We start from the raw sequence: 19,684 nt of genomic DNA on the forward strand, positions 1-19,684 counted from the left end.
CCTCACGAGCCCGAATTCGGGCGAAAGGAAGCGGCGATGGGCATGATCGACATCGACATCGAGGACCTCGTCGCCTGGACGCTGAACGATCAGGCTGCCGACAAGGTGGCGGCGATGCTGCGCAGCGGGCCGGGGGTGCCGACGGTCAGTTCCGCGGCCATCGTCTGCGACACGCTGGCGCTGGGCGCCATCGTCGATCGGCAGGGCGCCCATGTCCGTGCCCTCGGCGCGCGTTGTCATCCCGATGCGCTGGCCTGTTACGAGGCGCTGGTCGGGCCGGGCCTCACCTTCGACGAGCGGATCGTGGTCATGGGCTACGGCCGGATGCGCGACCGGCCGGACTGGGATATCTGGCCGGAGATCACCCCGCGCCGTCACGCCCGCAACGGCAAGATCGTCGTCGAGCAGGAATTCAGCCCAGCCGGCAAGGTGGTGGCGGCCTGGTGCGTTCTGGACGTCTATCCGTCTCTGGAGATCGTCGAGGCCACGCGCGCCACCTGGTCGATGTGGCGCGGCGCGCTGGTCCGGCTGCGGGACGACCTGTCGGGCCGGATGGTCGATCACCGCCTGACCGGCCCGCGCGCGCCGCACGAGCCCTGGGCTGCCCCGCCCGCGCCGCTTGCCGCGTCCCTGCCGCTCGCTGCCGAGTGAGCCGCAAACCAAAAGCGGATGACGAACCGAAAAAACCGCTTGCATCGATCTTGGATTTGACAGACACCTAGAGCATTCACAGGTGTGACCAGCGTTCAGCCGGCCGGAGGCAACTACCGGCCGGTTTTTCGTTGTGCGCGGATGGCGAGGAACGGGAGGGCGCGCGGATGCAGATCAGCGTGCGCACGAACCTTCGCGAGTTCACCCGCGACCTGACCCGCACCCACAGCCAGATGATCTACGCCGAGATGCTGGCCGTGAACGCCACGGCGGCCGACGTGGTCAAGGCGCTGCCGGCGGAGATGCGGTCGGACTTCGACCGTCCGACGCCGTTCACGCTGAACGCCTTCCGCTTCGACAGGGCGTCGAAACAGAAGCTGATGGCCCGCGTGAAGCAGAAGGACGCGGCCGGGTCGACCGGGCCACGCCACTGGCTGGAGACGCAGGAGGCGGGCGGTCTGCGTCCGCCGAAGGCCTTCGAGATTGCGCTGGCGGCCAGGCTTGGCCTGCCAACCACGTCCACCTACTTCGTGCCCGGCTCTGCGGCGACGATCAACAGCTACGGCAACATCAGCGCGGCTCAGCTGCGGCGCATCATGTCCGACCTGACAGGCACTGGGCGTGTGGCTAGCGCCACGTCGCGTCCGCTCAAGCCGGCAGGCAAGCGAAAGCGGCAGGCCCCGGCCACCTACTTCGTGCTGCGCAGCAAGGGCAGCGGCGAGGTCAACATCATGATGCGGCGCGGACGCTCGCTGGGTGTGGTGCTCACCTCGGTGACCCGCACCGCCTTCACCCCGCGCTTCGACTTCTACGGTGACGCCGAACGCACCGCCCGCGCCACCTTCGGCCGCCGCCTCGGCGAGGCCGTGACCCGCGTCAATGGTGCGTCGCGGTAGTGGCACGTGATGCCGATTACATCATGCTCGTTAAAACCGCGATCTTCGACCCGACCCGGCTTGAACCTTTTGGGTCCTTCCCGGCCCCCCATCGCCAGCGGGTAATTCGCGCCCCGATTGTTTGTCAGTGAGGCTGGAGGGAAAACAGGGTTATGTCGGGTATGGCTTCGGGTGATGGGGTTATGTCCGAGCCGCCGCGGGCGGTGATGTGGACGATCGCCCAGATCGTGGCTCGGGGACAGGACGGGTCGCAGCCGAACGTGTCGAAGATGGTTGGCCGGCTGGTGGAGAAGCACGGGCTCGAGGTGGAGCGGGGCCCCAACGGCAAGATCCGGGCGGTGAACATCGCCCACTATGACCAGTTGCGCGGGCGCTATGGCGACCCGTCGAAGCGGCAGGTGCAGGAGCGGGAGCCGCAGCGTCCGGCAGCGGAAAGCTATGACGAGGCGCTGCGGGTGCGCGCCTGGATCGACGCGGAGAACAAAAAGATCGACCTTGCGCTGCGCAAGGGGCTGCTGACGCCGACGGCGCAGGTGCGGGCCGGCACGGAAGAGGCATTCGGGGTGATCGCCGCGCTGATCGACCGGCTGCCGAACTCGGCGGACGATCTTGCGGCGGCGACGGCGCGCGAGGGCGTGCACGGGCTTCGGGTCATGCTGAAAAAGATCGCGAGCCGGATGCGGGCCGACGTGGCCACGGCGCTTCAGTCCGTGTTCGAAGCGGCGCCCGAATCGGACGAGATCAACGACATCGAGGGGGCGGACGTCGGGTCATGAATGCCCCGGTCCGCGGCTTTGCCAATGCCCTGCGGCTGATTGCCGGCACGCTGGCGGCCGGCATCCGGCCGGTGCCGCCGCTGCCGCTGTCGCAGTGGCTGGAAAAGAACCTGGTGCTGGTGGACGGGCCGCAGGCCGGCGAACTCTGGTCGGCCGAGGGCGCGCCGTATCTGGCCGAGATTGCCGACTGTCTCGGCGACGATCATCCGGCAAACCTCGTCACGGTGCGCAAGAGCCAGCAGACCGGCGCCTCGGTGCTGGCGATCGGCTGGTGTCTCTATGTCGCCGAACGCGAGCCGGCGAACATGCTCTACGCGGGGCCGGGCATCGATTGGCTGCGCGACGTCAACGGCCAGAAGCTGCAGCCGGCGATCGACGCCTGGCAGAAAAAGATCCGGCGCGAGGTGTTCGTGCCGCAGACCAGCCGCAGCGGCACGGGCTCGACGACCTACGAGAAGAAGTTTCCGGGCGGCTATCTGGCGCTCGCCAACGCCAATGCGGTGATGGACCTCTCCGGCAAGACGGTGAAGAAGGGCGTCAAGGACGAGCTGTCGAAGTGGACCAACATCCCCGGGCGGGGCGATCCGGAGACGCTGTTCTTCGGGCGGTTCACGGCCTTCCGGCGGCTGCGGTCCTACAAGATCCTCGAGGTGTCGACGCCGGAGGTCGACACAGGCGACGACCTCGGCGAAGCGGAGGGGCATTGCCGGATCGACCGAAGTTTCCGGCGGTCGGATCAGCGGTTCTGGCATGTGCCGTGCCCGCAGTGCGGCGATGCCTTCGTGCAGACGTTCGAAGCGTTCCGGATCGACCGGGACACGCCGGACGAGAGCTACATGGAAACCGCCTGCTGCGGCTATCCGATGCGTGAGCCGGAGCGGGTTCTGGCGGTGCGGGCGGGGTTCTGGCGGGCCACGGAAAGCGGGCCGGACCGGCATCCCGGCTTTCACATCGACGGCTTTGTCAGCCTGATGATGAGTTACGGCGACATGGCGCGCGACTACATCGCCGCCGAGCGCCGCGGCGAGACCGGTCTGAAGGATTACGCCAACCTCAATCTGGGGCTGCCCTACCAGTTCCGGGGCGACGCGCCAGACCACGTGCGGCTGATGGAGCGGCGCGAGGACTATCCGGAAAATCGGATCCCGGCGGCCGGGCTGCTACTGGTGGCCGGCTGCGACGTGCAGCACGCCGGCATCTGGGCCGAAGTTGTGGCTTACGGGCGGGATCGGCAGTCGTGGTGCGTCTCCAAGCGGTGGCTGGAGGGCGACACGACGGATCAGAACCGGGGTGCGTTCACGAAGCTTGATGAACTTCTCGGCGAGCGATTTCCGGATGCGTTCGGCGGCCACCGCACGATCGACATGGCGTTCATCGATTCCGGTGACGGAACTGGTGGCCGTACCCATCAGGTCTACGCCTTCACACGAGGGCGGGCGACGATCAAGGCGATCAAGGGATCTTCCCTGGGGTGGTCAGCCCCAGCGGTCGGAACGCCGTCGAAGGTCGATATCAACCTCAAGGGCCAACGGATCAGAAATGGCGCGATGGTCTGGCCGTTGGGGACATGGAGCCTCAAGGCCGAATGGTATTCGCAGTTGAAGAAGCCAGGAATCATGAGCGGCGCAGATGTCAATCCGCCGGGCTATTGCCACTTCGGCATGTTCCTCGATGAGACCTACTTCAAGCAGATCACCTCCGAGTATCTCGCCGAAGAGACGAACCGCGGGCGCACCGTGAAGAAGTGGTTTGAGCGTGGCGAAAACCATCTGCTCGACTGCCGCATCTACGCGATGGCGGCGGCGGAATATCTGGGGTTGACCCGGATGTCGGACGAGCAGTGGGCGACGCTGGCGATGATGCGGGGCGTGCCGGCAGAGATGGCGGCGGCGGATCTGCTGACGCCCGCGCCGCTCCAGGTTCAGACCGGGCAGGTCCAGACCGGCACGGCCAAGCCAGCGGCGGCGAAGCGGGCGGCGGACGAGGCGACGGCGCCGAAGGCGGACAGCACGAAGAACGGCAATGGACGGTGGCTGGCTGGCCGTCGGAAAGGGTTTCTGAAATGAGCTGGTCGCAGACGGACCTCGACAAACTCGAAAGCGCCATCGGCAAGGGCGTGCGCAGTGTGACGTTCCAGACGTCGGCCGGCATGCGCCGGATGGACTTCCATTCGCTGGACGAGATGCTGCGGCTGCGTAACGAGATGCGCGCCGAGGTGGCCGGCACTTCCGCCCCCGTGACGCGCTACGCTTCGTTCCGGCGCGGCGCCTGACCATGGGGCTGATCGACCGCCTGATTGCCGTCGTGTCGCCGGCGACGGCGATGCGCCGTGCCCATGCGCGGCTCGTGACCGAGGGGCTGCTGCGGATGTCGCAGCCGCGCGCGCACTATGAAGGCGCCTCGCGCGGGCGGAGGACGAGCGGCTGGTACGCCCCCGGGGGCGATGCAACGACGGCGCAGATGGGGGCGCTCGACCGGCTGCGGCACGTGGCGCGCGACATGGTGCGCAACGACCCGTGGGCGGCACGCATTCCAGCGGTGCTGACGCAGAACATCGTCGGCGCGGGGATCGTGCCGTCGTTCCGCGGCGGGGCGAAGGCGAGCAGGGACCGGCTTGACCGGGTGCTGCGGCCGCATCTGGAATCGGTGGCGATCGACGCGACGGGCGGCACGACATCTACGGGCTGCAGCGGATGATCTGCCGCGCCCTCATCCAGGACGGCGAGGTGCTGATCCGGCGCATTCCCGTGCCGAGCTCCGCCGGGCTGGCGATCCCGCTGCAGATCAAGGTGATCGAGGCGGATCATCTGGACACGCTGGTCGACGGTCCGATGGCGGACGGGCATTACGCGGTGCAGGGCGTGGAGTTCGACGCGGCGCACCGGCGGGTGGCCTATCACCTGTTCGATGTTCACCCCGGCTCGCGCCGTCCCGGACTGCGGCTGCGGTCGCGGGCGGTGCCTGCAGCCTATGTGGCGCATGTGTTCCGCGCCGAGCGCCCCGGGCAGGTGCGCGGCACCACCTGGCTCGCGCCGGTGATGATGCGGCTCCAGGACCTGCATGACTTCGAGGATGCGCAGTTGCTGCGGCAGAAGATCGCCGCGTGCTTCTCGGCCTTCATGGTCGACGCCGACGGCCCCGGCGGCGGGCCTTCGACGATCGTGGCCGGCGCGGTGTCGGACGACGCCGGGCAGATGGTGGAGAGTTTCGAGCCGGGCATGATCGTGTCGCTGCCGGCCGGGCGGGACATCCGGTTCGGCTCGCCGCCGCAAGTGACCGATCCGGCGTTCGTCGCCGAGGCGCTGCGGGCGATCGCCGCCGGCGTCGGTCTGACCTACGAGGCGCTGACCGGCAATCTCGGCGGCGTGAACTTCTCGTCCGGCCGGATGGGCTGGATCGAGATGGAGCGGGGCATCGACGAATCGCGGTGGACGACGCTGATCCCGCAGGGCTTCGAAACCGCCGCGCAGTGGATCCTTGATGCGGCCCAGCTGGCGGGCCTGCCGGTCACGGGCGTGGCGATCGACTGGACACCGCCGCGGCGGATCATGATCGACCCGGCCAAGGAGACGGCGGCGGACCGGGATGCGATCCGCTCCGGTCTTGCCTCGTGGAGCGGCACGGTGCGCGAGCGCGGTTTCGACCCGGCCAAGCTGATGGACGAACTGGTGGGCGACATGAAGCTGCTGAAGGCGGCGCACAAGTCCGCAGGCCTCACGCTCGACATTGACGGATCGCGGCTTTCGCGGGCCGGCACGGCACATGCCGCCACGGCTCCGGATGAAGCCGAGGCGCCGGACAACAAGGAACCCGACTCCAATGGCTGAACGGATCAACATCTACGGGCCGATCGGCTTTCGCGATTTCGACGGCGCGGGCGTGCTGGCGGAAGACGTGGTGTCGCTGCTGGCCGGTGCGGACGGGGACATCGAGGTTCATGTGAACTCGCCCGGCGGCATCGCGACCGACGGTCTCGCCATCTACAACAACCTCAAGGCCTATACCCGCGGCGCGGTGCACATGACGGTCGATGGCGTGGCCGCCTCGGCCGCCTCGCTGCTGCTGATGGCCGGCACCACGATCACGATGGCCGAGGGCGCAACGCTGATGATCCACGAGCCGGCGGCCGTGGTCTACGGCCCGCCCTCGGTGCACCGCGAGGCCGCCGCCGTGCTCGACATGATGGCCGCCGAATATGCCGGGGTCTACGCCCGGCGCAGCGGACGGCCGGTCGCGGATGTGCGCGCACTGATGGCGGACGAGACGTGGATGAACGGCGCGCTGGCGCTGCAACTCGGATTTGCCGACCGGACGGAGGGGGCGGCCGTGCAGGCCTATGCCTTCTGCTGGTCGGTGTTCAGGAATGCGCCCCCGGTGATCCGGGGTGCGGAACCGCCCGCGGCGACTTCGCCCTGGCGTATTGCGGCGATGGCCGCGGGACGAAAGGAAGTGACCATGGACCCCACTGCCACTCCGGCGGCGACGCCGCCCCTGCCGCCGCAGCCGGTTGCGGCGGCGCAGCTCTCTGCCCAGAACGCGGCCCAGATTCCGGCCCAGATCCCGGCCCCGGCTGTCGATCCGTCGGCGATCCGCCTCGAGGCGGCGACCGCCGAGCGCGGACGCATTGCCGAGATCAACCGCATGGTGATGACGGCGCGGCTTCCGGCCACGCTGGCTGCGGAGATGATCGACGCCAACACCTCGCTGGACCAGGCGCGCAGCCGGGTGATCGACGCCATGGCCTCCGCGGCGCCGACGACCGAGCGGAGCCACATCACCGTGACCGCCGACGAGGTGGACCGCTGGCGCACGGGCGCCGAACGGTCGCTGATGATGAAGGCGCGGCTGGACGGCGGCGAGCGCAACGAGTTTTCCAGCCTGAGCCTGCGCGAGCTGGCGCGGGCCTCGCTCGACGCGCGCGGCCTGCGGGCGCCGTTTCGCAGCGGGCTGGAAATGGTCGGCGCGGCCTTCGTGCCGAGTATGGCCGGCGGCATGCACTCGACGTCGGACTTTGCCAGCGTTCTCCAGAACGTGGCCGCAAAATCGATGCTCAAGGGCTGGGAAGAATCTCCGGAGACCTTCGAGGCCTGGACCTCCCGCGGCTCGGCGTCGGACTTCAAGAAGCAGGCGCGGGTCGGCGTCAACCTGTTCCCCAGCCTGTCGAAGGTGGAAGAGGGCGCCGAATACACCTACGGCAAGATGGGCGACCGCGGCGAAGAGGTGATGATCGCGACCTACGGCAAGCTGTTCGCGATCACCCGGCAGGCGGTGATCAACGACGACCTGTCGGTGCTGTCGTCGATCCCGCGGGCCATGGGCCGGGCCTCGCGCCGGACGATCGGCAATCTGGTCTATGCGGTGCTGACCAGCAACCCGGCCATGTCGGATGGCACCGCGCTGTTCCACGCCGACCACGGTAACCTGCCGACGGCGGCGGCCCCTTCGACCGCGGCCTTCGACGCGGCGCGCACGGCGATGGGCCTGCAGACCGACCCGGACGGCCACGCGGCGGCGCTCAACATCCGCCCGAAGTATGTGCTGGTGCCGCTGGCGCTGGAGGGCAAGTCGAAGGTGGTGATCTCGTCGGAGACCGATGTCGCCTCCGGCCAGGCCAACCCGAAGCTGCCGAACTCGGTGCGCGACATGGCGATGGTGATCAGCGAGGGCCGTCTCGACGCGGCCTCGGCGACCGCTTGGTACATGGCGGCCGACCCGATGGTGGCCGACACGATCGAGGTGACCTACCTCGACGGCGTTGCCGAGCCGATGCTCGAGCAGAAGGAAGGCTGGACCATCGACGGGACCGAATTCAAGGTCCGGATCGATGCCGGCGTGAAGGCGCTGGACTATCGCGGCCTCCTGAAGAACGCCGGCGTCTGATCCTCACAGCCTGACATTCGCACTCTGACCCAGCCGGGCGGACCTGACCGGGCCGCCCGGGCTGCCCCGTGGACATGGCGGCGCGCCGCCGAAAAGGAGACTTCCGATGAAGAACTATGTTCAGGATGGCGAGGTGATCACCGTCGCCGCGCCCGCCATTGTTGCCTCCGGCGATCCGGTGGCCGTGGGTACGCTGTTCGGCGTGGCCCAGACCGATGCGGCCTCCGGCGCCGACGTGGCGCTGGTGACGCGCGGCGTGTTCGACCTCGACACGGTGACCAATGCGCCGATGGCGATCGGTGACGCGCTCTACTTCGACGCGACCACCAGCCTCGTCACCAAGGCGACCACCGGCAACGCCAAGATCGGCGCCGCGCTGGCGGCGAAGACGACGACCGGAACGACGGTCCGCGTTCGCCTCAACGGCGTGTTCTGAGCGCGGCGTGGCTTACGAAAGCGCCGAGGTCAGCGGCCTCCTGATCCTGACGCCCTGCTACAAGGGCCTGTCGAGCGGCTACGTCACTTCGCTGTGGGACACACAGGAAGAGATGCGGGCGCGCGGCGTTCCCTGCGGCCTGGTGCATGTGGCCGGGGATGCGATCATCTCGCATGCCCGCAACCTCCTGATGGCGAAGTTCCTCGCCGCCGAGCGGTTCAGCCATGCGCTGCTGGTGGACGCGGATCAGGAGTGGCCGGCCTCGGCGGTTGTGCGGCTGCTGGCCGCCGGCTTCGGCTTTTCCGCCTGCGGCGTGCCGAAGCGGACCGAGCCGCTGACCTGGAACTTCCACCCCCGACCCGGCCCGACCCTGCGCGATGCCCGCACCGGCTTCGTGCGGATCGAGCGGATCGGCACCGGCTTCATGATGCTGCGCCGTGAGGTGGTGGCGTCAATGGCGGCGGCGCCCGACATCGTGCGCTTTCGCCATGACGAGGCCGGCGAGACGACGGTGGTGCCCGAGCTGTTCCGGCCGGGTGTGATCGGCGGCACGTGGTTCGGCGAGGATTACGCCTTCTGCCGGCGCTGGACCGACAGTGGCGGCGAAATCTGGCTCGATCCCGAACAGGCGATCCGGCACGAGGGCACGCATCTGTTCGATGCGGGCTGCCCGGACGGGCTGTTTCCGCGTGGTGACCTGCAGGAGGGACGGGCATGTTCCGCGAGCTGATGGGCCTCGTCGATGAATTCGAGGTCTCCTTCTTCGGAGATCACGGCGTGGTGACGCCGGCGGGGGGGAGTGCGCGGCCGGCGGTGGCGGGGATATTCGATCGGCCGGCGGTGGATGTGGGGGCGTTCACGTCGAGCGATGACGTGGACGGGCTCGGGTTCGTGTCGGGCGCGCCGATGTTCACCTGCCGGACGGCGGATCTGCCGGCGGGCATCACCGACGGTGACGGGCTGGTGGTGCGGGATGCGGATGCGGTGCTGATCGGGTCGTTCGTGGTGCGCGAGGTGCGGCCGGACGGCACGGGGATGACGGTGCTGGTGCTGGAGAAGGCGACATGACGCGATATTCCTGCCTCGACGATGATCCGGGGCTGATCCCGTATTGGACCAAGATGAATGCCGGTGTGTGCCCGCGCATCTTTCTTGATGGCGTCGAGCAGCATCACTGCATCACGGCCGACGACGAGGCAAAATTCGTCTTGCGCTACAAGATGGATGAACATGGAAAGCACATGGTCGACTATCTGGCGGGTGAATTGATCACCGAAACCCTTCATGGCCGCGTCGAGTTCTTCGACCGGCCAAGGCAGGAGGTCGATGCAGGGCGACGCCGCGGGGTCTTTTACCAAAGGTGGCCCGCTTCTGGAGACCACATCGCTGTCGATGGCGGGCCGCGAGGAATTCCAATGAGCCATCTGCGGGCCGAGGTGCGGGCGGCGATCGTGGCGGCGGTGACGGGGCTGCCGTTGACGGGGGCGCGGGTGGCGGCGGGGCGGGGCAAGGCGATGCCGGCCTCAAGCATGCCGTTCCTGCGGGTGCGGTTCCGGCAGGAGCCGGCCGCGCCGGACACCAAGGGCGCGGGCGGCGGGTTCGGGCTGATGCGGATGCCCGAATTCGACGTGGTGGCGACCGCGGCAGGACAGGATTTCGAGGACGTGCTGGACGACATTGCCGGTGAGATCGAGACGGCGATGGCCGCCGATCCGAAGTTCGGCGGTCTGGCGCTGGCGAGCCACCTGGTGGCGACGACGGCGGAGATCTACGGGGCCGGCGACGAGCCAGCGGGGTCGCTGGTGCTGACCTACCGGGTGCGGATGGTGACACGGGCCGACACGCCGGGGACGGCGGGCTGAGGCCCTGACGAGAAGGAGAAGCGGTTATGGCGGTACATGCGGGACATGAGGGCAAGGTCAAGTCGGGTTCGACGGCGGTGGCGTCGGTAACGAATTTCCAGATCGAAACCTCGGCGGATACGGTCGAAAGCCACGCCATGGGCTCCACTTGGAAAACGCGGATTGCCACCTACAAGGACTGGAACGGGACGATCGACTGTCACTATGACACGGCCGACGCCGGACAGACGGCCTTTGCCATCGGGTCAACCCTGACCTTCGGCGGCTATACGTCTGGTGATGCCTCCGGCGCGAAGTATCTTTCCGGATCGTGCGTCGTTACTGGGCGCAGCGTCGGCGATCCCATGGACGACATGGTGTCGCTGTCGATCACCGTGGAAGGCAACGGCGAACTCTCCGAAGCGACTGTCGGCGCGTAAGCCCTGCCTTGGGGTATTTGTCCCCATGGGCGCCTTGCCGAGGGCGCCCCCTCATCCGGCCCTGCGGGCCACCGTCTCCCCGTGGGGGAGAAGATAATCTGTGGCACGGCTGTGCTGCATCGACTGGTTTCAGGCCTGCGGGGTGATCCGCGGGCTTTTTTTGTGCTTCCGAAAGGGTCGAAGATGGCAAGTGCAATTCTGATGAAGGCGGCGGCGGAGTTTGATGGCCGGCGGCAGGGCTATATCGATGTGCCGGAGTGGGGCGAGCCGGACAAGCCGCTGCGGATCTGGTTCCGGGCGCCGTCGATGCGGGAGCACCGCGAGCTCGTCAAGAAGCAGATCGACAAGGATATCAGCGTCAACGCCGATGCGGTGTTCCGTTTCGCCCGGACGGGCGAAGGTGCCGACGCACCGCGGATGTTCACCGACCTCGACGATCTCAAGGTGCTGATGAACGACGTCGACCCGGCGATCGTGCTGCGGATCGGCACGAAGATCATGAAGATGAGCGAAGTTGCCAAGGAAGAGACCACGGGAAACTGAGGGGCGATCCGGAACTGTTTGCGGCGTTCCGGATCGCCCATCTGCTGAGCCGGCGGATCGACGAGATCCTCGACATGGACGTCGTCGAGTTCGTGCACTGGGTCGCCTACCTCGAGATCCTGCACGAGAAGAAAAAGGGGCGCTGACCGATGCAGGCTCTGTGGTTCGACATCTGGGCGCGGGACATGACCGGCGGCGCGTTCAAGAGCGTGCAGGAGGGGGCCGAGAAGATCGGGCGGCAGTTCCAGCAGGCCGGGGCCTTGTGGTCGGGCTATGTGACGGCGCCGATCGTGGCGGCGGGGGCGTTGACGCTCAATGCCGCCGGGGATTTCGAGGAGGCGATGAATTCGGTGAACGCCGCGGCGGGCGGGCTGGATGCCGCCGGCTTCGACGCGATGCGGGACGCGGCGATCCGGCTTGGGGCCGAGACGGCGTTTTCGGCGAGCGAGGGCGCCGAGGCGCTGGAGATGCTGATCAAGAACGGGCTCAACGCGGAACAGGTCTTGGATGGGGCTGCCGATGCCACGGTTGCGCTGGCGTCGGCGACCGGGGCCAATCTGGCGCCGGCGGCAGACGCGATCACCGATGTGATGGCGCAGTTCAGCCGAGAAGCATCCGGGCTTGGCGATGTGGCCGATCAGATATCCGGAACGCTTGTCGCCTCCAAGATGGGGTTCGACGACTATCGGCAGGCCATCGGCCAGGCGGGCGGCGTCGCCGGCAAGGTCGGTGTGGACTTCGAGGATATGAACGCGGTTCTGGCGGGGACATCTTCCGCCTTCTCCTCGGGGTCCGATGCGGGGACGTCGTTCAAGACCTTCCTGCAGCGGCTCACGCCGGCGTCGAAGCCGGCTGCGCAGGCAATGAAGCAGCTCGGTCTCCAGTTCTTCGATGCCGAAGGCAACATGAAGTCAATGGCGGAAGTTGCGGAAGAATTGCGAACGGGCATCGAGGGCTTGTCGGATGAGGCCCGAATATCCTCTTTGCAGGACATTTTCGGTAGTGACGCAATCCGCACCGCTATGATGATGGGGGAACAGGGGGCCGAAGGCATCAACAAGCTCAAGGCCGCGATTGGTGACGTGTCTTCGGTCGATCAGGCCGAGGCGCGGATGAAGGGCTACAACGGCGCCCTCCGGGAACTGTCCGGAGCCTTCGAGTCGCTTCAGATCGCAATTGCCGACAGCGGGTTGCTGGAGTGGGCGACGGAAGCCGTGAAGGCAGCAACGGGCTTCGTGCGGTCGCTGATCGAGACCAGTCCGGAAATCCTGAAATGGGGCACGATCGTCGCCGGGCTTGCCGCTGTGGTCGGGCCGGCGCTGATCGGCTTCGGGCTGATGGCGTCCGGTGCGGCGGCGCTGATGGGGGTGCTGGCGGGTGTCGGCGGGGTGATCGGCACGGTGCTGCTGTCGCCGCTGGCGCTGGTGGCCGGGGCGGTGGCTGCCGCCGCGCTGGCCTTCGGGGTCGGCTTCGACGACATCGCCGGGGTGGTGACCAATCTCGGGCCGCTCCTGGACGGAGCGTGGGCCGGGGTGTCGGCGGCGATGGCCGGCCTCGGCGAGGCGGTGGCGGCGAGCGGGGTGGTGGAGAGCCTTTCCGGGCTGGGCACGACGATCATGGGCGCGCTGTCGGGCGTCGGCGCGGCGGTTGCTTCCGCCGTCTCGCCGATCGCCGACACGGTGATGACCGCGCTCGGCTCGCTGGTGGACGGCTTTGCCGGGGCGTTCGACCTGGCGCCGATGCTGGATGCGGCGAGCGGGGCGTTTGCCGCCTTCGGGGCGGCGCTGTCCGGCCTTGGCGCGGTGATCATGGCCGGCGTCGAGGTGTGGGGCGCGTTCTACGCGGCCGTCAATGCCGTGGTGCTGGGCCTGACCGGATCGGGGCTGACCGAGTGGATCACGGCGGCGCAGCCGCTGCTGTCGGCGCTCGGCACCGCCTTCGGGGTGGTGGCCGGCCAGCTGCTGGCGCTGCCGTTCGAACTGCTGAAGCTCGGCTTCGAAGGGCTGGCGGCGCCTTCGGCATCGTCGGGATGGCCGGCGGCAAGCTGGTCGAAGGACTGCGGCTGGTGGCGCAGGGGCCGGAGGCGGTGCGCGCGGCCTCGAGAATCTGGCCACGGCGGCGGTGGCGGCGATGGGCCGGCTGGTCACCGGCGTGACCGAGTGGCTGACGACCAAGCTTTCGGCGGTGTGGGATTCGGTGTCGGCCAAGGTCGACTGGATCAAGGACAAGTTCTACGGGCTCTATGACGCGGTGGTCGGGCATTCCTACATTCCCGACCTCGTGGACGGGGTCGAATACGAGATGGTCGACCGGCTGGGCGGGGTGTGGGACCGGGTCGGGCAGGGCGTGGAAAAGGCCAAGGGCGTGTTCGACGGGATGGGCTCGTCGATCACCGGCGGGCTCAAGTCGATCTTCGCCGACGGCAAGGTCGAAGCGGAAGAATTCCGGGATTTCGCGGTCGGCATCTTCCAGGACATGACCAGCCGGATTCTGGATCATGCGCTGAAACCGCTGGAAGACGCGCTCGACAACCTGTTTTCGGGCGGTGCGGGCGGCGGCGTCGGCGCGCCGATGGACCTTGGCGCGGTGGCCGGTGGCGGCGGCGCGGGCGGGGGGATGTTCGGGGGCCTGTTCGACGGGCTGTCGGGCATGTTCTCCGGCCTCGTCAAGGGGCTCGGCTCGATGCTGACCGGGCTGTTTTCCGGCGTGGGCGGGTTGTTCTCGTCGATCTTCGGGCTGTTCGGCGGCTTCTTTGCCGATGGCGGCATGCTGGGTGCCGGCCAGTGGGGCGTGGTCGGCGAGCGCGGGCCGGAGATCCTGGGGCCGAGTTCGGCACCGCGGCGGATCTCGCCGATCTCGCTGTCGCCGGAGGCGGCGCGGGGCGGGGGCGGGGGCATGAATGTCAACTCCACGATCCGCTTCGACTTCTCCGGCTACATGAGCCGCGAGGACGTGGCGGCGGTGGCCGAGGAAGCGGCGCGGCGCGGCACCGAGGAGGCCGTGCAGCGCGCGGCGGCCAACGTCATCCCGATCATGGACGCGGAAAGCTGGGATCGCCGATGAGCCTGATCACCAGCCTCGTGCACTGGCCGGACGCGCTGATGCCGCGCTCCGGCGGCTTCGTGCCGGTGTTCGCCAACCGCTCCGGCGGGCGGACGCAGGGCAAGATGGCCGACCAGATCATCCGCTCCGGCCGGGGCTTCTGGCGGGCGAGCTTTCGCGACTGGACGCTGGTCTCGCCGCTGATGCAGCGGGCCGGGCTGCCGGAGGGGCAGCACGACCAGTCGCTGCGGGCGTGGCGCGGCCTCGAGGTGGAGATCGGCGGCAAGGCCGGGGCAATCAGCCTGCCGGCCTTCGACTTCTGGAACGCGCCCTGGCCGACGGTGGGCGGGGTGGTGCGGCGCACGGTGCCGGGATCGACCTTTTCGGACGGGACGACCTTTTCGGACGGGTCGATGTTTGCCGGCAGCGTGATCGGCGCGGAACTGGCGGCCTCGGCCGGGGTCAACGCCCTGACCGTGCGGCTGGCGTTTACCGCCGGATCGGTGGACGTGAGCGGGCTGCGCGGGGCGCATTTCTCGCTGGCCGATGGCGACATCGGCGACCGGCTGCACCGGATCGTGCGGGCCGACCTCGTGTCGGGTGCGACCTACGACTGCACGATCTGGCCGTGGCTGCGCGGCGATTATCTTTCCGGCCTGCCGGCGGAGTTCGACCGGCCGCGCTGCGCGATGCGGCTGGCGAAGGACGACGGCATGGCGGTGTTTCCCGAGGGCGGGCGCTGGGCGGCCGGGGTGGCGGTGGATTTCGAGGAGTTCGACGCGGGATGACCGAGCTTGACGACGCCCTCCGCCGCCGGCCGCTCGGCCGGGCGGTGTGCGTGACGCTGCTGTTTTCCTCGAGGACGGAACGCTTCTGGGACGGGTTCGGGCCGCTCAAGGTGGGCGAGAACATCTTCCGCGGTGCCTCGCTTCTGACCAACTGGAGCGGGCTGGCGGCGGCGGCGAGCGGGCAGTCGAACCGGCTGCGGCTGTCGCTGTCCGGCGTCGACGACGACCTGTCGGGGTCGGCCTGGGAGAGTTTCGACGCGGGCGAGATTCTCAGCACCGAGGTGCATGTGGACTTCGTCCACTTCGGGGAGGACGGGGCGCCGCTGGGCGAGCTCTACCGGATGCTGACCGGGGAGATCGTCAAGTTTTCCGACGACGAGAGCGAGCCGGACGGGACCACGGGCGAGGTGGTGCACACGCTGACGGTGGAGGTGTGCGACGTATTCGGCATCCGCTCCAGCGCGCCGCAGGGCTGGCTTTCGCAGCAGTGGCTGGATCAGGTGGCGCCGGGGGCGACCGGGCTGACGCTGGTGCCGACGCTGTTCGACACGACGATCGACTTTCCGGACTACCGATGATCGACGGGGCCCGGGTGCAGGACTTCGCCGCGCGGCAGGGGCGGATCGCGGCGCGCTGGGGCGTGTCCGACTGTTCGATCCGGCTCGGCGACTGGACGCGCGAGGCGGCGGGGATCGACGCCGCGGCGCCGGTGCGGGGGACCTACGATTCGGCGCTGACCTGCGCGCGGCTGCTGCGTCGCGAGGGCGGGCTGGACCGGCTGGTGGCGCGGCTGATGGCCGGGGCGGGGTTTTGCCCGACCGACGAGCACGACCTGCCGGGGGTGGGCGCTGTCGGCGTGATCGGCCTGCCGGGGCGGCTGTTTCACCAGTGGGGGGCCTCTGCGACGGCACGGACTGGATCGTGTTCGGCTGGCATGGCGTCGACTGGTATCGCGCCACCGAGGTGGACGCGCTGACAAGCTGGGAGGTGATCTGATGCCTCCCGTCTTTGCCGCCGTGGGCGCGATCGTGGCGTCGGTGGGCGCCGGCTTCACCGCGCTGGCCGGGGCGCTGGGCCTTTCGGCCGGGCAGCTGGGCCTTGCCGCGCTGTCGGTGGCCGGGCAGCTGCTGTTTTCGCGCACGCCGAAGATGCCGACGCCCGAGGATGGCAAGGTCAACCTGCGGCAGCCGACGCCGCCGCTGCGCCGGCTGATCGGCGAGGGCGAGTATGGCGGCGACTTCAATTTCTACCGGGCGCGCGACGGGATTGCCTATCAGAGCCTGATCTTCTCGGTGGGGCCGATCACCGAATTCGTCTCGATCAAACTGCATGACGAAGTGGTGGCGCTCAACGCCGACGGCTACGTGACCGCGCCGTCGCATTTCGTGGAAGGGGGCAGTTCGTCCTTCGGCGGGGCGCAGATCATCGACTTCATCACCGGCGGCGGCTACGAGGCGCCGGAGCCGGTGCCGACGCCGGAGGGCGCGGGCAGCCGGGTGCGGATCCTGCTGCAGCGGGGCACAGCCGACGACATCGCCTATCCGGCGCTGGTGGAAGCGTTTCCGGATGTGCTGGATGCGACGTTTGCCACGCCGGGGCTGGCCTCGATGCTGGTGCTGGCAAAATCGGTGTCGGCCGAGGCCTCGACGGACGTTTATCGGCAGGGCCTGCCGAGCCCGCGGGCGCGGATGCTGGGGGCGGCGCTCTACGACCCGCGCGAGGAAAGCCACGACCCGGCCGACCCGGAGACATGGGCCTACAGCGCCTCGCCGACGCTGGCGGCGCTCGATTATCTCACCCACTGGTCGGGCTACAACTTCCCGATCTCGCGGATGTATCTGCCAGATTTCGCGGCCTCGGCCGACGTGGACGACCGGCCGGAACTGGGCTGGAACGGGCTTTCGCAGGCGCGCTGGCGCTGCGGCGGGCGCTACGATCTGGGCGATCTGCCGCGCAAGGAGGTGCTGGGCGGCATCCTCCGCGCGGCCGACCTCTGGCTCTACCAGCGGCCGGACGGGACGATCGGTGTCAAGCCGGGCGACTGGGAGGAGCCGGATCTGGTCATCGGCGACGATGACGACGACATCATCGCGCTCAGGCGCGAGAGCTTCGACCGCGACCGGGACGGCGCCGAGATCCTGCGCGCGACCTTCACCAGCCGCGACCACAGCTTTTCCACCGTGGACGCCGCCGCCTGGCCGGACGCGGCCGACCCGGTGGCGCTGTCGGACCGGGCGAAGAAATACGAACTGCCCTGGGTGCAGCGGCACCGGCAGGCGCGGCTTCTGAGCCAGATCGAATTCGACCGGATGAACGCCGGGCGCGGCACGGCGATCGTGACCGGGCGCAAGCTGAAGTTGATGGAACGCAAGTTCATCCTGCTGCACAGCCCGCGGCGGCGGATCTTCGACCAGCCGGTGGAGCTCGACGCGCCGCCGGTGTGGGTGGGGGCCGACCGGATGGCCTTCGCCTGGCGGTTCGTGAACCCCGACCGCTACACGCTGAGCCCGGAGGCGGAGGGACCGCCGCCGGTGGTGGTGAGTTTCGACGCCGACAGCGGGCTGGCCAGCGTGGCGGGCTTCGACGTGGCGGTGCAGAACGAGACGGTGGCCGGCGGGCTGGTGACGGCCTTCGGGCTGGCGACCTGGGACCTGCCGGCGAGCGACGACCTGACGCAGGAGATCGAATACGTGCAGTGGACCGGCTCGGCGACGACCGGGCCGGTGCGGCTTCTGACCAGCGAGACCGGCGACACCAGCGCGCGGACCCCGGCGCTGGCCGCCGGCACCATCTGGCGGTTCCGGGCGCGCAACCGCGCTGGCGGCAAGCGGGGAACGTGGTCGACGGCGATCTACCGCACGATGACGGTGGCGGGCAGCGCCCCGCCGGCGCCGGTGCTGGATCTGGCCGAAGACGTGGGCACGGAGACCGTGACCGGGACGATGACGGCGCCGAATGCGGCGGTGGTGCGGCTGCGGCTGTGGCGGACGGTGGCGGGCGCGGCGCTCGACACCGGGGAGACGCCGGTTCTGGACCGGTTCACCGCGCCCAATCAGGCGCACGCGGTGGCCGACAACCCGGGCGCTGGGGTGTGGGATTACCACGGGATTTCGACGGACGCCTACGGGCGGGACAGCGCGGCAAGCGCGGCCTGGACCGTGGGCGTGGGCTTCGACCTGCTCGGCGCCGGTGGCGACGTCGAGGGTGGCGGCGGCGACGTGTTCGCGGTGGAGAGGATCTGATGGCGACCTACGATTATCTCGACCTGACGGCAGCCGCGGCGGAAGACGACGCGCATGTGCTGCCGCTGCAGCAGACCGCCGGGCAGCAACCGCGCGGCTGGACGCTGGCCGCGCTGATGACGTGGATCCGGGCAAAGTTCGCGGCAACCCCGCTGGCTGTGGCGGGCGGCGGGACGGGGGCGGCGAGCGCCCGGGCGGCGGCGGCGGCGCTGGGCTTCTGGCACACGCTCGGCAAGTCGGCCGGGCCGTTGCCCTCGTCGCCGCACACCGGGACGACGGCGGAAACCGTGCTTGCCACGGTTGCCATTCCGGCCGGGGCGATGGGGCCGAACGGGGCGCTGCGGATCACGTCGCTGTGGCAGTACACCAACAGCGGCACGGACAAGACCCTGCGCATCCGGCTCGGCGGCCTTGCCGGCGACGTGGTGGCCGACGCGGTCGTCTCGACGACGCGGACGTGGACGGACCTTCGGGTCTGGCGCAACCAGAATTCGCAGTCGGCGCAGGTGGGCTATCGGACGGCGGCGACCAACGCGATCGCGGCCACGACCACGGTGGATTTCGCGACGGGGTCGAAGGACACGTCGGCGGCGCAGGACCTCGTCTTCACCGCGGAACTCGCCTCCGGCAGCGCCAATGCGCAGCTGATCGCCTACCACGTGGAAGTGCTCTACGGCGCCTGACCTGACACGACACACGGACTTTCCAGCGGCTCGCCTTCGGCGGGCCGTTTTCATTTCGAGGGGCTGACATGGCGGGAATTCTCGACACGGCGAAGACGGTCTACCGCGAGAATGTGGTCGCCGGGGATGCGACCTCGGGCGAGCACGAGCCGGTGAAGAGCGCGATCATCGCGCTGTGGGGGCAGATCGTCGCGGCGCTGACGACGCTCGGGCTGGCGGCGGCGTTCGAGAACGTCGTGCTTTACGAGACCGTCAGCGCGCGGGACGCGGACACGTCGCAGGCCGACGGGACGCTGGGCATCGTCTGGCTGGATGCGCCCGACAACGGGATTTCCGTGTGGGACGGGGCCGACTGGGTGGACACCGGGCTGGTCGTGCCGGGGGACCTGGCGGCGGACATCGCGGCGGTTGATGCGCGGGTGGACGCGGTGGAGACCGACGTGGCCGACCTCGTGGCCGGCACGAC

20 protein-coding genes and 1 pseudogene are annotated in these 19,684 nt (G+C 68.9%); all 21 read left to right on the forward strand.

All coding sequences use genetic code 11. The features are described 5' to 3' along the window. The coding region (locus A6302_RS13990) for a hypothetical protein (RefSeq protein WP_210183335.1) at nt 1-651 on the forward strand (651 nt) is incomplete at its 5' end. Between the two features lie 167 nt (nt 652-818). Beyond that, nucleotides 819-1,547: a hypothetical protein gene (locus A6302_RS13995; RefSeq protein ID WP_069307558.1), complete on the forward strand. Its 729-nt coding sequence runs from the start codon at nt 819-821 to the stop codon at nt 1,545-1,547. Between the two features lie 182 nt (nt 1,548-1,729). Further along, nucleotides 1,730-2,323 (forward strand): hypothetical protein, encoded by a 594-nt coding sequence (locus A6302_RS14000; RefSeq protein WP_069307559.1) that lies wholly within the window; start codon nt 1,730-1,732, stop codon nt 2,321-2,323. A 71-nt stretch (nt 2,324-2,394) separates the two neighbouring features. Further along, nucleotides 2,395-4,389 carry a terminase gpA endonuclease subunit gene (locus tag A6302_RS14005; protein ID WP_245294069.1) on the forward strand — a complete coding sequence of 665 codons (1,995 nt, stop codon included), beginning with the start codon at nt 2,395-2,397 and terminating at the stop codon, nt 4,387-4,389. Next, nucleotides 4,386-4,595 carry a phage head-tail joining protein gene (locus A6302_RS14010; RefSeq protein WP_069307561.1) on the forward strand — a complete coding sequence of 70 codons (210 nt, stop codon included), beginning with the start codon at nt 4,386-4,388 and terminating at the stop codon, nt 4,593-4,595. The genes A6302_RS14005 and A6302_RS14010 overlap by 4 nt, the downstream gene beginning before the upstream one ends. A 188-nt stretch (nt 4,596-4,783) precedes the next feature. After that, nucleotides 4,784-6,150 (forward strand): annotated as a pseudogene (locus tag A6302_RS14015) (phage portal protein). Next, nucleotides 6,143-8,203, forward strand: a complete 2,061-nt coding sequence (locus A6302_RS14020) for a ClpP-like prohead protease/major capsid protein fusion protein (RefSeq protein WP_169833587.1) — start codon at nt 6,143-6,145, stop codon at nt 8,201-8,203. Before A6302_RS14015 ends, A6302_RS14020 begins: the two are co-directional and overlap by 8 nt. 106 nt (nt 8,204-8,309) lie before the next feature. After that, the gene (locus A6302_RS14025; protein ID WP_069307562.1) at nt 8,310-8,639 is read left to right on the forward strand and encodes a DUF2190 family protein; all 330 of its coding nucleotides are present in this window, start codon (nt 8,310-8,312) and stop codon (nt 8,637-8,639) included. 7 nt (nt 8,640-8,646) lie between these two features. Continuing rightward, nucleotides 8,647-9,369, forward strand: a complete 723-nt coding sequence (locus A6302_RS14030; protein WP_069307563.1) for a hypothetical protein — start codon at nt 8,647-8,649, stop codon at nt 9,367-9,369. Next, nucleotides 9,354-9,707: a head-tail joining protein gene (locus A6302_RS23040; protein ID WP_069307564.1), complete on the forward strand. Its 354-nt coding sequence runs from the start codon at nt 9,354-9,356 to the stop codon at nt 9,705-9,707. The genes A6302_RS14030 and A6302_RS23040 overlap by 16 nt, the downstream gene beginning before the upstream one ends. Beyond that, a complete protein-coding gene (locus A6302_RS14040; protein WP_069307565.1) occupies nt 9,704-10,501 on the forward strand; it encodes a hypothetical protein in 798 nt (265 codons plus the stop codon). The genes A6302_RS23040 and A6302_RS14040 overlap by 4 nt, the downstream gene beginning before the upstream one ends. 26 nt (nt 10,502-10,527) lie before the next feature. Then, nucleotides 10,528-10,920, forward strand: coding sequence for a phage tail tube protein (locus A6302_RS14045; protein WP_069307566.1), 393 nt, complete (start codon nt 10,528-10,530; stop codon nt 10,918-10,920). A gap of 111 nt (nt 10,921-11,031) precedes the next feature. Next, on the forward strand, nt 11,032-11,463 hold the full coding sequence (locus tag A6302_RS14050) for a hypothetical protein (RefSeq protein WP_141703778.1): 432 nt from the start codon (nt 11,032-11,034) through the stop codon (nt 11,461-11,463). Nucleotides 11,464-11,612: 149 nt separating this feature from the next. Continuing rightward, entirely contained in the window at nt 11,613-13,709 is a 2,097-nt protein-coding gene (locus A6302_RS14055; RefSeq protein WP_069307568.1) for a phage tail tape measure protein, read from the forward strand. Beyond that, on the forward strand, nt 13,594-14,526 hold the full coding sequence (locus tag A6302_RS14060; RefSeq protein ID WP_141703780.1) for a phage tail tape measure family protein: 933 nt from the start codon (nt 13,594-13,596) through the stop codon (nt 14,524-14,526). Before A6302_RS14055 ends, A6302_RS14060 begins: the two co-directional genes overlap by 116 nt. After that, the gene (locus A6302_RS22250) at nt 14,523-15,293 is read left to right on the forward strand and encodes a hypothetical protein (protein ID WP_069307570.1); all 771 of its coding nucleotides are present in this window, start codon (nt 14,523-14,525) and stop codon (nt 15,291-15,293) included. Before A6302_RS14060 ends, A6302_RS22250 begins: the two co-directional genes overlap by 4 nt. Further along, nucleotides 15,290-15,871: a hypothetical protein gene (locus A6302_RS22255; RefSeq protein ID WP_069307571.1), complete on the forward strand. Its 582-nt coding sequence runs from the start codon at nt 15,290-15,292 to the stop codon at nt 15,869-15,871. The genes A6302_RS22250 and A6302_RS22255 overlap by 4 nt, the downstream gene beginning before the upstream one ends. After that, nucleotides 15,868-16,269, forward strand: a complete 402-nt coding sequence (locus A6302_RS14075; RefSeq protein WP_069307572.1) for a DUF6950 family protein — start codon at nt 15,868-15,870, stop codon at nt 16,267-16,269. Before A6302_RS22255 ends, A6302_RS14075 begins: the two co-directional genes overlap by 4 nt. Nucleotides 16,270-16,288: 19 nt before the next feature. Beyond that, nucleotides 16,289-18,535, forward strand: coding sequence for a hypothetical protein (locus A6302_RS14080; protein ID WP_069307573.1), 2,247 nt, complete (start codon nt 16,289-16,291; stop codon nt 18,533-18,535). Further along, nucleotides 18,535-19,218, forward strand: a complete 684-nt coding sequence (locus A6302_RS14085) for a hypothetical protein (protein WP_069307574.1) — start codon at nt 18,535-18,537, stop codon at nt 19,216-19,218. The genes A6302_RS14080 and A6302_RS14085 overlap by 1 nt, the downstream gene beginning before the upstream one ends. A gap of 68 nt (nt 19,219-19,286) precedes the next feature. Further along, nucleotides 19,287-19,684: hypothetical protein (locus tag A6302_RS23045; protein ID WP_169833588.1), on the forward strand; the 398-nt coding region annotated here is incomplete at its 3' end.

The organism is Methylobrevis pamukkalensis (assembly GCF_001720135.1).
Classification (GTDB): domain Bacteria; phylum Pseudomonadota; class Alphaproteobacteria; order Rhizobiales; family Pleomorphomonadaceae; genus Methylobrevis; species Methylobrevis pamukkalensis.